Source organism: Noviherbaspirillum cavernae (genome assembly GCF_003590875.1).
GTDB lineage: Bacteria > Pseudomonadota > Gammaproteobacteria > Burkholderiales > Burkholderiaceae_D > Noviherbaspirillum > Noviherbaspirillum cavernae.
This window is the reverse complement of sequence record NZ_QYUN01000003.1, coordinates 364,285-376,572: the sequence shown is the minus strand read 5'-3', so window position 1 is coordinate 376,572 and position 12,288 is coordinate 364,285. Positions and strand designations below refer to the sequence as shown.

At 62.6% G+C, this 12,288-nt stretch carries 14 protein-coding genes; 6 read left to right on the top strand and 8 right to left on the bottom strand.

The genetic code is table 11. From position 1 onward, the window contains the following. Positions 1–278 precede the first annotated feature (278 nt). Positions 279–1,304 (top strand): esterase/lipase family protein, encoded by a 1,026-nt coding sequence (locus D3870_RS20310; protein WP_199710842.1) that lies wholly within the window; start codon positions 279–281, stop codon positions 1,302–1,304. On the opposite strand, the gene D3870_RS20305 is transcribed toward D3870_RS20310, so the two are convergent. Next, positions 1,298–1,675, bottom strand: coding sequence for a hypothetical protein (locus D3870_RS20305; protein ID WP_119743182.1), 378 nt, complete (start codon positions 1,673–1,675; stop codon positions 1,298–1,300). The genes D3870_RS20310 and D3870_RS20305 overlap by 7 nt on opposite strands. A 470-nt stretch (positions 1,676–2,145) precedes the next feature. Between D3870_RS20305 and D3870_RS20300 the strand changes: the two genes are divergently transcribed. Next, on the top strand, positions 2,146–2,418 hold the full coding sequence (locus tag D3870_RS20300) for a hypothetical protein (protein ID WP_147375884.1): 273 nt from the start codon (positions 2,146–2,148) through the stop codon (positions 2,416–2,418). A gap of 95 nt (positions 2,419–2,513) precedes the next feature. On the opposite strand, the gene D3870_RS20295 is transcribed toward D3870_RS20300, so the two are convergent. The 3 genes from D3870_RS20295 to D3870_RS20285 all read right to left on the bottom strand — a co-directional run bounded on the left by D3870_RS20295 (position 2,514) and on the right by D3870_RS20285 (position 6,200). Continuing rightward, the gene (locus D3870_RS20295) at positions 2,514–3,689 is read right to left on the bottom strand and encodes a M23 family metallopeptidase (protein WP_158590532.1); all 1,176 of its coding nucleotides are present in this window, start codon (positions 3,687–3,689) and stop codon (positions 2,514–2,516) included. A gap of 64 nt (positions 3,690–3,753) precedes the next feature. Further along, positions 3,754–5,403, bottom strand: a complete 1,650-nt coding sequence (locus D3870_RS20290) for a multicopper oxidase family protein (RefSeq protein WP_119742877.1) — start codon at positions 5,401–5,403, stop codon at positions 3,754–3,756. Then, entirely contained in the window at positions 5,400–6,200 is an 801-nt protein-coding gene (locus D3870_RS20285) for an SCO family protein (protein ID WP_158590531.1), read from the bottom strand. The genes D3870_RS20290 and D3870_RS20285 overlap by 4 nt, the downstream gene beginning before the upstream one ends. Positions 6,201–6,308: 108 nt before the next feature. Here D3870_RS20285 and D3870_RS22595 point away from each other — a divergent pair, with 108 nt between their 5' ends. Further along, positions 6,309–6,581, top strand: a complete 273-nt coding sequence (locus D3870_RS22595) for a hypothetical protein (RefSeq protein WP_199710880.1) — start codon at positions 6,309–6,311, stop codon at positions 6,579–6,581. Here the strand turns inward: D3870_RS22595 and D3870_RS23275 are convergent. Together D3870_RS23275 and D3870_RS20275 are read right to left on the bottom strand one after the other, a co-directional pair. Then, positions 6,512–6,784 carry a GNAT family N-acetyltransferase gene (locus D3870_RS23275; protein WP_422879682.1) on the bottom strand — a complete coding sequence of 91 codons (273 nt, stop codon included), beginning with the start codon at positions 6,782–6,784 and terminating at the stop codon, positions 6,512–6,514. The two genes, D3870_RS22595 and D3870_RS23275, sit on opposite strands and share 70 nt — an antisense overlap. A gap of 47 nt (positions 6,785–6,831) precedes the next feature. Next, entirely contained in the window at positions 6,832–7,593 is a 762-nt protein-coding gene (locus D3870_RS20275) for a sulfite exporter TauE/SafE family protein (protein WP_242490119.1), read from the bottom strand. Between the two features lie 113 nt (positions 7,594–7,706). Between D3870_RS20275 and D3870_RS20270 the strand changes: the two genes are divergently transcribed. Next, on the top strand, positions 7,707–8,618 hold the full coding sequence (locus tag D3870_RS20270; RefSeq protein ID WP_119743179.1) for a LysR substrate-binding domain-containing protein: 912 nt from the start codon (positions 7,707–7,709) through the stop codon (positions 8,616–8,618). A 375-nt stretch (positions 8,619–8,993) separates the two neighbouring features. After that, complete coding sequence (msrA, locus tag D3870_RS20265) at positions 8,994–9,704, top strand: peptide-methionine (S)-S-oxide reductase MsrA (RefSeq protein ID WP_119743178.1); 711 nt, start codon at positions 8,994–8,996, stop codon at positions 9,702–9,704. Between the two features lie 15 nt (positions 9,705–9,719). Here the strand turns inward: msrA and D3870_RS20260 are convergent, their stop codons facing one another. Then, complete coding sequence (locus tag D3870_RS20260; protein ID WP_119742875.1) at positions 9,720–10,058, bottom strand: c-type cytochrome; 339 nt, start codon at positions 10,056–10,058, stop codon at positions 9,720–9,722. Next, complete coding sequence (locus D3870_RS20255; protein ID WP_119743177.1) at positions 10,045–11,319, bottom strand: PQQ-dependent sugar dehydrogenase; 1,275 nt, start codon at positions 11,317–11,319, stop codon at positions 10,045–10,047. The genes D3870_RS20260 and D3870_RS20255 overlap by 14 nt, the downstream gene beginning before the upstream one ends. A gap of 234 nt (positions 11,320–11,553) precedes the next feature. Between D3870_RS20255 and D3870_RS20250 the strand changes: the two genes are divergently transcribed. Continuing rightward, positions 11,554–12,285 (top strand): gamma-glutamylcyclotransferase, encoded by a 732-nt coding sequence (locus tag D3870_RS20250; RefSeq protein WP_119742874.1) that lies wholly within the window; start codon positions 11,554–11,556, stop codon positions 12,283–12,285. The last annotated feature ends 3 nt before the right edge of the window (positions 12,286–12,288 follow it).

Sequence of the window (12,288 nt, the reverse complement as noted above, 5' to 3'; positions counted from 1 at the left end):
TTGCCGCCAGCGATTCTCCGCAGTACGCGCGCCACCCTTGATCCAGAATAATTCCGTCTCGCTCGCGTCTTGCTACCGTAAGTTACCTGGAGCGTCATTCGACATGCAGCGTCGCCGGCGTCCAGGACATCCCGCGCGTCAATTGACAAGCGCAGCGGCGACGCGAAGTTGCGCGATGGACTGTTGCACTTCCTCGCCTGGATTGCGGCACGTCACGCGAGCACTGCGCGCGCTTGCGGGTCGATTCCGCCTGTCGTCCCCCAGTCCGGGAGTCGTGCATGAAGCGATGGTTCTGCATGTCGGCGATGATTGCGTTGCTAACGCTGCTCGTCGCATGCGCCACGCCGATTTCCGCCGAGCCCGAGCGCGACCGCTTCGCCGCCGGCAATCTGCTGGCACCCGATGTCGCGCTGCGCATACCGGGGCTCGGCCCCTGCACCGACAATCCGGATCGCACTCTGCACCTGAACTCGCAGCAGCCGGTCACCGTGTTCGTCCACGGCTGGCTCGGCACGTCCGGCGGGTTTCGCGGATTGGCGCAGGTATTCGCCTTGCACGGCCAGCAGACCGCATGCTTCAGCTACAACGACCGCGACAGCCTGGTGATCAGTGCCGGACAACTTGCAGCCGCGCTCGGCAGCCTCGCGGCAAACATGAGCGACAAGCATGTCACCGTCATCGGTCACAGCCAGGGGGCGCTGATCGCGCGCAAATCGCTGGTGGCCGACCTCCCCGCGCCGATTCGCAACACCGATATCGCGCTGCGCCTGGTGACGGTGTCCGGCCCGTTCTCGGGCATACACGCGGCGCAGCAATGCACCGAGCCGGCGGTCCGCGTGCTGACGCTCGGACTCGTTGTGCCGATATGCATCCTGATCTCGGGCGACAAGTGGTTTGAGATCGTGCCTGATTCCGATTTCATCCGGCATCCCGGCCCGCTGATCGCGCAGGTGCGCGATTACCTGAAGATCGATACGGATGAACGCGGAGCGTGCCGCATGGCATTGAAAGGCGAGTGCGTGAAGCACGACTACGTATTCAGTCTCGATGAGCAAAGCAACGTGGGAATCGAGCAGGCGCGCAACACCAGGGTCGTGGCAATCAAGGCGGGGCATGTGGAGATCATCGGCGACGCCGACACCGCGCCGCTCAAGCTGGTCGCGCTGCTGCAGCAGAATGGCGTGCTGGAAGCGACCGCGCCGGAACGGAAGATGGCGCTGCAGGCATTGCTGCGCGGCCTTTACGGCGTGCCTTCCGAGACAGCCGTGCTGACTATCCCGGGTGTTTCAAGCATCACTCAATAGCGGTAGTCGCGGCGATCATGCCGATCGTGGCGGTCTTGACGATAGTGCCGTTCGTAGCGGCCATCGTGGTCCCGGCCGTGATGATGCCTCTGCCAGCCGCGTTCGCGGTAACCGTATTCGACCACCGCCACACCTGGACGATAAACCGGCTGAGGATGGACATAGACCGGTTGCGGCTGCACATAGACGACGCGCGGCGGCGGCGCGTACACAACAGGCGGCGGTGCATAGACGACGGCGGGCGGCACGTGATATGCGGGAGAACCGACCGTCACCGACCATTGCACATCGCCACGGGCCATGGCGGGGGCGGCGGACAACAGAGTGATGCCTGCGAGCAGGCTGGCGGCGATAGCGGTGCTTGTTTTCATGATGTTCTCCAGAGGACCTGAATACATTACATGACAAAGCGGACCGCCTTGCTGTTAATGCACAGTATTCAAGGTAACAAACTGTTACCGCCGTGCGATTCGCAGGAGCGCGATGCGTTTGCCTTTGCTGAGTGCATGCCGGACTCGGTCGAAGTCATGCACTGTGCCGCAGTGATCTGCCATTCCGGCAATCTTCCGCGCTCTGCAAAACGGAAACGGGAGCATGGTGTTTCGCTGCTGTCCTGTCGCGCAGACGGACGATGCGCGCGATGCCGGTGCTCCGCTCCGCACCGCACTGGCGGCGCTGATCTGCATTCAATATCATCCTGATAATCGCTGTTGCATGTCCCTGACATTTTTTCTTTCGGCGCGATCAAATGATTGAACGCCCGCGCCAACTGGATATACAGTTGATCGCGGCAGGCAGACATTCATCGGTGTGATGCTGCCGGATCTAGTTGAGGAAGAAGATGCAACCGAAGTTGGCATACAGGGACGAATCCGCGTGGGACAAGGGCGACCTCGCGTACGATTTGGGCGACACGCTGGAGACAGGTGTCATCAAGGCGGCGCGCGAAGGAATCAAACCCGGTGCCGATGGCTATGCCGCCTTCACTACCGCCTTTGCCAGACGAGTGCGCAGCAAGCAATTGTCGCCACGCAAAACGCCGCCACCGGCGAGCGACGCGGCGGAGACAGGTTCCGCTGTCGTGCTGACACCGGATTTTTCGCGAGCGACGTAAGGCACGTTGACGGTCGCACTTCGTTCGATGCAGCCGGTGTCCGGCTGCATCGGCGTGGCGTCAGCCGGCAGTTCCGGTGATAGTTGCAGCCCGCCTCATGGGCCGAAGCGAACAATCAACTGGTCCATCGGCAAGCTTCTGCTCACCTGGCGCGGAGGTGTAACCGGGATCACCGCCAATGGCGTACCCTTGGCCTCGGCGTCGTCGAACGCATCCGTGCTGGGTGCGTTGCCGCTGACCCAGAACGTATCGATCCGGTACGGCAGGCCATTGGAGTCCAGCGGCGAAGGTCCGTCCATCACATGAAAGTGCAGGTGCGGCGCGACCGAGTTGCCGCTGTTGCCGACCCGGCCAAGCACCTGACCGCGCCGCACCCGCTCGCCCGGCTTCACTGCAATGCTGCCCGGTTGCATGTGCGCGTACAGCGCGTGGCGCCCGCCGCCAAGGTCGAGCACCACCGAGTTGCCGTCGGCGTCTTCGATCGCAATGTTTTCCGGATAGGTGCCCGGAGTCTGCTCGGGCAGGCCATCGACCACCGACACTACGCGCGCATCGGCCACTGCCAGCACCGGCTGGCCGAAGATGGTGTAACTCGTGAGAGTCTTCTGCGGGCCGTTGTAGATGCGCCCCTGTGCGTCGAGTTGCTCCCAATCGACGGCGAAGCGCTGCGCAAGGCGGATGCGTCCGTTCACCGGCAATGCGGCGCGAGTATGACGTACTGCGTCACAGCAGGAATCGGCCGCGATATAGCGCTCGCCGCGCAGCGGCGGGCCGATCACGACCGCCTCACGATTTTCGACCGCGACCTCGGCGCCGGTTTGCACAATCTGCTGCTGCCCAGGCGGCGCGGCCCGCACCTTGCCAGTCACGCGGTGACTGAGCCGGCGCGGCACGTTGGCGCCACGCGGTAAGCTCAGGTGCATGGCCGCAAAGTTCAGCGTGCTCTTGGCGAGCGAGGCTCCAGCGATATTCTGCCCGCCCGGACGCAACCGGCCGGCCAAGGCGTCGCCATCGAGCGTGTGCAACACGCGGTCGCCGGCCAGCACCTCGATCTTCTCGACCACCGATTCGGCGCTCGAAAAGTTGTCGATCCACAGTTCATAGACCAGATGGGTCTGCCCATCCGAACCGGCCACCGGGATCGGCGCGACCTGTATTGACAGCAGCAGCGGCGTGATGCGTTCGGGAGCCCGTTCCCCGGCAATCGCGGGCAAGCAAGCGAGTGCGGCGGCGAACAAAAGGGTCAGCCGGCGGCGAGCCGATGGGTTCACGCTCATGGTTTCCCGCCGACGGCTCGTTTCGCGGCGATGCTGCTGCAACGCCTTGCTCCGCTATTCATCGCGTTGCGTCCTGCGATGCAGCCCTTGGCTCTTCGGTCCGGCAGTAGCTGCCCGCCTGTACCGCGCTCAAGGTCTGCTCGATGCGGGCCGCCTCGTCGGCGTTGCCGCGTTCGGCGCTACGGCCGAGCGTCCTGTTGACGGCCTTCACCAGCGTGGCGCCGAACTGCGCCGCAGCCGCCATTGCAGGCTTCACCACTTCGGCCACGGCCATCATGCCGCCGTCCTCGTGTTCGAGGATGTGGCAGTGGTAGACGAACTTGCCGACGATCAGCGGGTTGCGGAAGTCGATCAGCAGCTTGACCTGCCCCGGCGCTGACGATGCGTCGGGCTGGTATGACACGTTGATGTTGTCCTGGTGGCCGACGAAGGGTTGGGCGACGCCGTTGATTTCGGTGACCTGGAAATCGGTCTGGTGGATGTGGAAGACATGCAGCTCCGGCGTCGCGTTGAGAACGGTCCATTCCTCGACCGTGCCGGAGGGGATAGTCGAGTCGATGCGGTTCGCGTCGAACATCAGTGGCCCGTTGCCCGAGTCGATGAAGAAGGTGTTGTTGGCAGTGTCTTCGACGAAGGTGATCGTGCGTCTGCGCGCCACCGGCAGGGTGCGCAAGTCCTCGACCGCCGGCAGGGCGGTGGGCAGCGCGATCGGCGTTTGCGCCTGGCCCTGCGACACCAGCGTGGCCAGCGTCGCCTCAGGGTAGCTGTCGCCCGCCGGGCCGGTGTCGAACGCCAGCGCGCGCAGCAAATAGGTTCCCTGCGCCGCGCCCTGGATCAACACCTCCGAGCGCGAGCCCGGCGGCAGCAGCAGTTCGTCGCTGGTGACGAGCTGGTTGTGGCGGTTGCCGTCGCGCGCCAGTTCGTGGAAGACATGGCCGTCGAGCTTGAGCTTGTAGTAAACGTCGGAGCCGATGTTGCCGAGGCGCAGGAACTGCGTCTCGCCGGGACGGATCACCAGGGTCGGATTGACCTGTCCGTTGACCATGCGGTCGCTCGGCGCGCTCGGGTCGATGTCGTCGGGCAGCGTGCCCTGCGGCGTGATCTGGATGTCCTTCAAGAGCATGATGCGCTCGGTGATGCCTTGCAACTGCGGCAAGGGGTCTAACACGCCGTCGATCACCAGTCCGCCCGACAAGCCGCCCATCACCTGCCGCTGCGCTATTCCGTGCTGGTGCGTGTGGTACCAGTACAGGCCGGAGTTGTGTGTCGGCGGAATGGCGATGCGGTAACTGACCTTGCTGCCCGGTTCGACATGCACGAATACGTTGTCCGACACGGTGGCGTCGGCATTGATGCCGGGCGACACGTTGAGTCCATGGAAGTGTTCGTTGGTCGGTTCGGCGGCGCGGTTGTCGAGGTCGAGCAGCAACTGCTCACCCGGACGCAGCCGCAGCACAGGCGGAATCCAGCTGCCGTTGTAGACCGTGGTCGTCACCGATTTCCCGGCAAGCTGCACGGTGGCCGGAGCAACTGTCAGCGTTGTGCGCAGTTCGCCGTTCTGGCTGCGCAGTTCGGGCGGGTTGCGGAAGGTTTCGACGACCGGGTTTTCGGTACGGGCGGCAGTGACGGCGCTGCCGCCGTTGCCGCCTTCACCGCAACCGGCCAACGCGAACGCGCCGGCCGAAGCGAGAGCGAGGATGCGTTTCATTTTGCGTCTTTCGGGGTGGGAATATCGTGTCGAGCCGTTTGCATGCGCGCATCCATGCGCGCCACATCCGCTGCGACCTGCTCCGGCCGCAGCGGCAGCATGAACACCGCATGCAAGCGTGCGTCAGGTCCGACCAGCGCGACGCTGGCCGTGTGGTCCACGACATACTGCGCTGCGCGTCTGTTCGACGCCGCCGTCGCATAGCGCACGCGGAACTGTTCGGCAAACGCCTTCACGGAAGCCGGCGCGCCATGCACGCCGCGCAAGCCTTCGCCGAAATGCGTTACGTATGCGGCCAGCCGCTCGCGCGTGTCGCGCTGCGGATCGACCGAAACGAAGATGGTGGCGGTGGCGATATCGCTGCGTGCGGACGCAAGAGTGCGACGCGTCTCACGCAACTCGAACAGCGTGGCCGGGCAGACATCGGTGCAATGTGTGTAGCCGAACAGAACGAAGGTCCAGCGGCCTTCAAAACCGGCCTTGTCGAAACGGACGCCGCGATGGTCCGTCAGCGCGAATTGCTGCAAGCCTTTTGGCTGCGGCAACTCGAAGCTGTTGAGCGGCGGAGGCGCAGATGCCGGTTCGTGCGCGCGGGAAGGAAGCGGCACGGCCAGCAGGAACGTGAGGCAGATACTTCGTGCCAGGAACCCGAGTTGCGCATCGGCGCTGAGGAGATGCAGGGAAGCACAAGCCGGGAGCTGACGCCTGAACAGCTTGTTAAAGCGCACGCCAATGCCGAAAACGAAATTGATCAACGAATCGCCCCTTGCCTTGTTCTTCATTGATGGGGTTTTCATATCTCGACGGCAACCCTGGTGCATCCGGGTCAAGCCATCCCTCCCTGAGACAAGCCGCGCCCAGGACAGTTCTCGACCTTGCAAAAATCCACGAACGGGCTCCCCTCCATGTTCGCCTTCGTAGGTGCGCAGTCGCATCGAAATACATCCGGCCGCGTTGACAGGCCTGCGATGATTCAATCTCTGCATATCGCTGCCGGACGCATGTCCAGTGGCATGTTCTGCGCCGTATCTGTTGCTATCGATCGCAACACGATAGACGCGCCCATGCTTGGTGACGTTTCAGATGGCTTGCTTGATATGCGCGAGGGTTATCGCTCCCCGGAAACGCATGGGGTCTTCGGTTTGCTTGCATGCGGATGCATCGTGCAAGACGGATGACGGCGCTGCACGGACTGCACCAGCGCCTTGCCAATACCCTGTCCGCGAAACTGCGGTTTCACGTACACCGCATGGAGTTGAATCGCTTCTCCCGAAATGGAGAAATCGATCGCGCCTGCCGGCACGCCACCGATATGTGCAAGGAGGCGGCTTTCCTGTCCGGACGGTCCGGGCAGGCATGGCACTTCACATATCGTGAGCATGCCGCCGTCAGCTTGAACACCTGAGACTTCGGAATTTCCGTTGTCCATCAGAACAATCCCTTCAACGCGAGATGCATGCCGATTGCAAGCAGCCCGGCGAAAAAGCATTTGCGGAATGTCTCGGGTCGCACGACAGTGCGAACCCATTGTCCGATATGCATCCCCGCCAGCGCCGGCAAAAGGGCAAGCAGCGATCCGCCGGCAGTGCCAGAATGCAAGGAACCCTGGTATGCAAAACCGGCCGCGAGCGCCACGGTGGACGTGGTGAATGCAAGGCCCATCGCCTGTATCAAATCTTCCCTCGAGAATCCCAATGCCTGCAGATAGGGCACTGCCGGCATCACGAACACGCCGGTCGCCGCAGTCACTGCGCCCGTTGCAGCACCGACGGTGGGTGATAGCCACGGCTCCGATCCGGCAGGGAAAGAGAGCCGGATCGACAGCAATCCCGACAAGGCATACAGGATCAACGCCACGCCGAGCGCCGCCGTCGCATGGCGCGCGTCGCTTCCGCTCCAGAGCGCTGCGCCAAGCATGGTGCCGATGCAGATGCCAGCCATCATCGGCCACAAGCGGTGCATCAGGCGCTTGAGATTGGTGCCGGCGGCCAGTTGCCACACATTGGTGACGAGCGATGGAACGACCAGCAGCGCCGCCGCTTCCATCGGTGTCATCACCAGCCCCAACAGCGCGACGGCAACCGTGGGCAGGCCCAATCCGATCACGCCTTTCACGAGGCCGGCCAGCAGGAAGGTGGCCATTACCACCATGAATCCCGCCATCGTGCCTGTTCCCGAAATGTTGAACATGTTCTCCATGCCGCGAGTGTGCCGCCACGGCCGGAAAATGAAAATGTGGATTACACTTGGTCAGCCTTCGGCTCATCCGAAGGCTGAAGAATCGCAAGAAAAATGGAGGCAACATGCGTTTCGATCTGACCGACATGCGCCTGTTCCTGCACGTGATCGAGGCGGGCAGCATCACGGCGGGCGCGGAGCGCTCCCACATGGCGCTTGCCTCGGCCAGCGCCCGCATACGCGGGATGGAGGATGCCCTGGGCGTGCCCTTGCTGGAGCGTGGCCGGCGTGGCGTCGAACCGACCGCCGCCGGCCGCACGCTTGTCCATCATGCGCGTGCGGTGCTGCAGCAGATGGAGCGGATGCGCGGCGAACTTGGCGAATATGCGCGCGGCCTGAAAGGGCACGTGCGGTTGCTGTGCAATACCGCCGCGCTATCCGAGTTTCTGCCCGATGCGCTGCGCGCTTTCATGACGACCCATCCGAACGTGAACATCGACCTGGAAGAACGCCTCAGCGACGACATCGTGCAAGCGATCCTGCAGGAAGAAGCGGATGCGGGAATCGTTGCCGACTCGGTCGACACGAGCGGTCTGGAAACATACCCCTTGCGCCCCGACCGCCTGGTGGTCGTCACCGCGCGCGACCATCCCCTGGTGGCGAAGCTGCGGCGCGAGAAACGGCGCAACGTCGATTTCATGCAAACGCTCGATTGCGACTTCGTCGGCCTGGCCGGCGACAGCGCATTGCAGAGACATCTTGCCGCGCACGCCGCGCGCGCCGGCAAACGGCTGAACTATCGTGTGCGGCTGCGCAGCTTCGACGCGGTCTGCAGAATGGTGGAGAGCGGCACGGGGATCGGCGTGATCCCGGAAACGGCAGCCGTGCGCTGCCAGCGTTCGATGGCGCTGCGGCGTTTCCGTCTGACCGATGCATGGGCGCAACGGCAGCTGGTGGTCTGCGTGCGGCGGTTTGATGCACTTCCCCTGTATGCGAGGCAGTTGATCGAGTCCATCAAGTCGCAGGCGATGCGGTAGTGCTGCGATGACAGCAGGCAATGAAGGAAGGCAATGCGGGTTTCCATTCGGTGGCAGAAACGCGTTGACCTGATTCTTGTTCCATTGGTGCGGAGCAATGAACTTTTGAATGCGTCGATCACTGCAATCAATTCATGCCGCAGGCAAGCGGTGTTCCCCCGGCAGTTGGAATGTAAGGATTCTTTGCGCCTGACGACCTATATTGACATTGATGGCAGGTGTGGCCAGGAGAGTCCGGGCCGCTGAAGTTTGACGACGTCAAACATCCGGGTCTGCCTCCATCTCATTGAACAGCCATTGCGAGGTCGTACCATGGGAACAAGGAACCGTGATTATTTGAAGCAGGCGCATCTGCTGACAAGTCGGACACTCGGCATGATTGCGATCGCACTGCTCGCCATTGCCGGCTTCCACTTCATGCAGGCTGCCAATGCGGAAAGCGCCGTCAAAATCCCTCCCCCGCAAGCCGATATGACGGCAGGCAAGCAAGAGGTGCAGGAAACCGCAGTCTTTGCCGGTGGATGTTTCTGGGGCGTGCAGGCGGTGTTTCAACACACCAGGGGCGTATTGAACGCGGTGTCGGGATATGCGGGAGGACAGAAGGAGACGGCGAGGTACGAACGCGTAACGAAGGGCAACACTGGCCATGCGGAATCGGTGCAAATCACTTTCGATCCGAAACAGATTTCGTATGGCAAGTTGTTGCAGATTTACTTTTCCGTTGCGCACGATCCGACTCAGCTCAATCGCCAGTATCCCGATGTCGGTACGCACTACCGGTCTGCGATTTTCTACAAGGATGACGCGCAGAAGCAGGTCGCCGAGAAATACATCGCACAACTGAACGCAGAAAAGGTATTCAGCGACCGCATCGTGACGCAACTGAATCCCTTGAACGTGTTTTATCCGGCAGAAGCCTACCATCAGGATTACGCAACCCTGCATCCGGCCATGCCCTATATCGCGATGTACGACCGGCCGAAAATCGCCAATCTGAAACGCATGTTCCCGGAAGCGTATCGCGACGCGCCGGTGCTGGTGGGGGCGCAGGGTGGGCGTGCCGGTGCAGCGAAGGCGGGCAATTAGCGCGCCGAGAGAAGTTCACGGCACCTTCACCACAATCTCGATCCGGCTGTAATACGCCGCAAGCTGCCCGATCTCCGCTGCTGACAAATTGCGCGTCATCATCGCCATGATCTCGTGCTTGCGCGCGCCGCTCTTGTAGTCGTTGATCGCCTTGACGAGGTAGGCCTCGTTCTGTCCCGCGAGATTGGGTGCGTCGGGCGTTTTTGCAATGCCGTCCGCGCCGTGGCAGGTGAAGCATTGGGCGGCCTTTTCCCTGCCGGCTTGCGCATTCGCCTCGACCGAGAGCGACAGCGCAGTCAGCAGGAACAGTGCGGCCAGTCCGCGCTGGCCGCGTGCCGTCTTATTGCGCCGCATACGAAATCCGGTAGATCGCGCCGGCATAGTCGTCCGACACGAGCAGGGAGCCGTCGGGGAGGTTGGCGACATCAACCGGTCTGCCGAGGTATTCGTGCGTCGGCGTCAGCCAGCCCTCGGCAAACACTTCCGCCTTGTCGGCGGTGCCGTCCGCCTTGACCGGGACGAACATGATGCGCGCGCCGACCGGAGTGGAGCGATTCCATGATCCGTGTTGGGCCACGAATGCGCCGCCCTGGTATTTTTGCGGGAAGACCTTGCCGTTGTAGAAGGTCATGCCGAGGTCCGCCGCGTGCGCGGCCATTTCGGCTTGCGGGAACACGACGTCGGCAGGCACCTTGTCGGCCTTGTATTCTTCGGTGCGGACCTTGCCGCCGCCGTACCACGGGAAACCGAAGTGGAGCCCGGCCTTCTGCGCGCGGTTGACTTCGCCCGGCGGGATGTTGTCGCCCATGCCGTCGACCTGGTTGTCGGTGAACCAGAGCGTCTTGTCCTTCGGGTTGAAGTCCATTCCGACCGAATTGCGCACACCTCGGGCGAACACTTCGCGGTTCTTGCCGTCGCGGTCCATGCGGACGATGCCCATCATGCCGACCCGATCGTAGACGGCGAGCTTTTCCCGCGGCGGCACGTTGAAGGGATTGCCGAGCGTGATGTAGATCTTGTTATCGGGGCCGATGCGGCAGGTGCGCGCGCCGTGGTTGAAGCTTTCTTCCTCGACCGGGATCAGCTGTCCCTGCGGCACGACCGCGCCGGCGGCGACGTCCGGGCCTTCATAGAAAAACTCGGCGGCCGGGAACTGCATCACGCGGTTGTGTTCCGCCACGTACAGGATGCCGTCGGGCGAGAAGCAGACGCCGTTTGGCACCTTGAAATTGAGCGAAGGCGAGAACACTTTCACTTCGTCGGCCACGCGCGTCTTGGTGCGGTCGGTGACGGCCCATACCTTCGTCTTGCGCGTGCCGACGAAAACGATGCCGGTGGAGGGGCCGATGGCCATGTGGCGCGCATCCGGCACGATCGCGTACAGGTCGATCTTGAAGCCGGGCGGCAACTTGATATTCTTCAGGTTCGCCTTCAGCGCCTCTGCCCGGGCACCTGTCTGCGGCACGGTTTCGAGCGTCAGCGAAGTGCCGGTGACCTGGAAGTTTTCCAGCTTTTTGAGATTGTCTTGTGCGGTCGCACCGCCGGACAGCGCGACGCAGGCGAGGGCCACGGAGAGGTGCAGGATGCGAGGCAGAATCCGGGACGGCAGGTTCATGTTGTCTCCTTGATGTTCGACGTTGTTGGAATTTTCCGGAAGGGCTGTTTCGGGATCGCGCCGATTACCGAGTAGAGTATTTTTCATTGCAAGGGGATTTGCAGTGGATCAATCTGCGTGCGTTTGTGCGGTGGATTCCGGGGCGGCGGGGTACTGCGAGATGAAATTGTTGGTGTCGGGTCTGAACGCCAAGTTAATATCGGAAGAACTTGTCTGGAACAGGAAGAACGAGAAATGACGACGCGGCGCATGGCACTGACGGCGGGACTGGTCGCGCAGACGCGCTCCATGGTGGAGGATGCCGGTCCCGAGCCGGGGGCGCATCATACCGACGCCGATTACGACGCTATCGCGGAAGCCATTCTCGCGTCGCATGCCGCCGGCGAGGACGCATGGATGTTTGCCTACGGTTCGCTGATCTGGAGGCCGGAAATCGAATTTGTGGAGGAGCGGCGCGCGACCGCGCATGGCTGGCATCGTTCGTTCTGCTTCAAGGTGTTTCGCCATCGCGGCACGCTCGAGCGGCCGGGGCTGATGATGGCGCTCGATCGCGGCGGCCAGTGCACGGGCGTGCTCTATCGGCTGCCCGCCGCCACCTTGCGCGAGCAGCTCGGGAAACTGTTCCGGCGCGAGTTCACGGTCAAGCCGGTCAACAGCATGCCGCGCTGGATCAAGGTTGCCACCGCGCAGGGCACGCTGCCCGCGATCGCCTTCGTGATGAACCGCCAATCGCCTGCCTATGTCGGCCGCATGACGCTGGAGGCGAAGGTCGATATCCTCGCGCAAGCTTGTGGCCATTGGGGATCGTGTGCGGAGTATCTGTACAACACGGTTTCCCATCTGGAAGAACGCGGCATTCATGATCGCTATTTGTGGCGCTTGCAGCAGCTCGTCGCCGAGCGTTTGGCGGGCGCGACGAGCGAAGACCCGGCGCGGCATGAACTTCCCGCAACTACCATCGAATAGGAA

Bases quoted from the DNA above. Each gene is read 5' to 3' on its own strand.
- D3870_RS20310 (WP_199710842.1), top strand. From the start codon at position 279: ATGAAGCGATGGTTCTGCATGTCGGCGATGATTGCGTTGCTAACGCTG.
- D3870_RS20260 (WP_119742875.1), bottom strand. From the start codon at position 10,058: ATGCGGCGCAATAAGACGGCACGCGGCCAGCGCGGACTGGCCGCACTG.
- D3870_RS23275 (WP_422879682.1), bottom strand. From the start codon at position 6,784: ATGCTCACGATATGTGAAGTGCCATGCCTGCCCGGACCGTCCGGACAG.
- D3870_RS20285 (WP_158590531.1), bottom strand. From the start codon at position 6,200: ATGAAAACCCCATCAATGAAGAACAAGGCAAGGGGCGATTCGTTGATC.
- D3870_RS22595 (WP_199710880.1), top strand. From the start codon at position 6,309: ATGTTCGCCTTCGTAGGTGCGCAGTCGCATCGAAATACATCCGGCCGC.
- D3870_RS20270 (WP_119743179.1), top strand. From the start codon at position 7,707: ATGCGTTTCGATCTGACCGACATGCGCCTGTTCCTGCACGTGATCGAG.
- D3870_RS20275 (WP_242490119.1), bottom strand. From the start codon at position 7,593: ATGTTCAACATTTCGGGAACAGGCACGATGGCGGGATTCATGGTGGTA.
- D3870_RS20305 (WP_119743182.1), bottom strand. From the start codon at position 1,675: ATGAAAACAAGCACCGCTATCGCCGCCAGCCTGCTCGCAGGCATCACT.
- D3870_RS20300 (WP_147375884.1), top strand. From the start codon at position 2,146: ATGCAACCGAAGTTGGCATACAGGGACGAATCCGCGTGGGACAAGGGC.
- msrA (WP_119743178.1), top strand. From the start codon at position 8,994: ATGATTGCGATCGCACTGCTCGCCATTGCCGGCTTCCACTTCATGCAG.
- D3870_RS20290 (WP_119742877.1), bottom strand. From the start codon at position 5,403: ATGAAACGCATCCTCGCTCTCGCTTCGGCCGGCGCGTTCGCGTTGGCC.
- D3870_RS20255 (WP_119743177.1), bottom strand. From the start codon at position 11,319: ATGAACCTGCCGTCCCGGATTCTGCCTCGCATCCTGCACCTCTCCGTG.
- D3870_RS20250 (WP_119742874.1), top strand. From the start codon at position 11,554: ATGACGACGCGGCGCATGGCACTGACGGCGGGACTGGTCGCGCAGACG.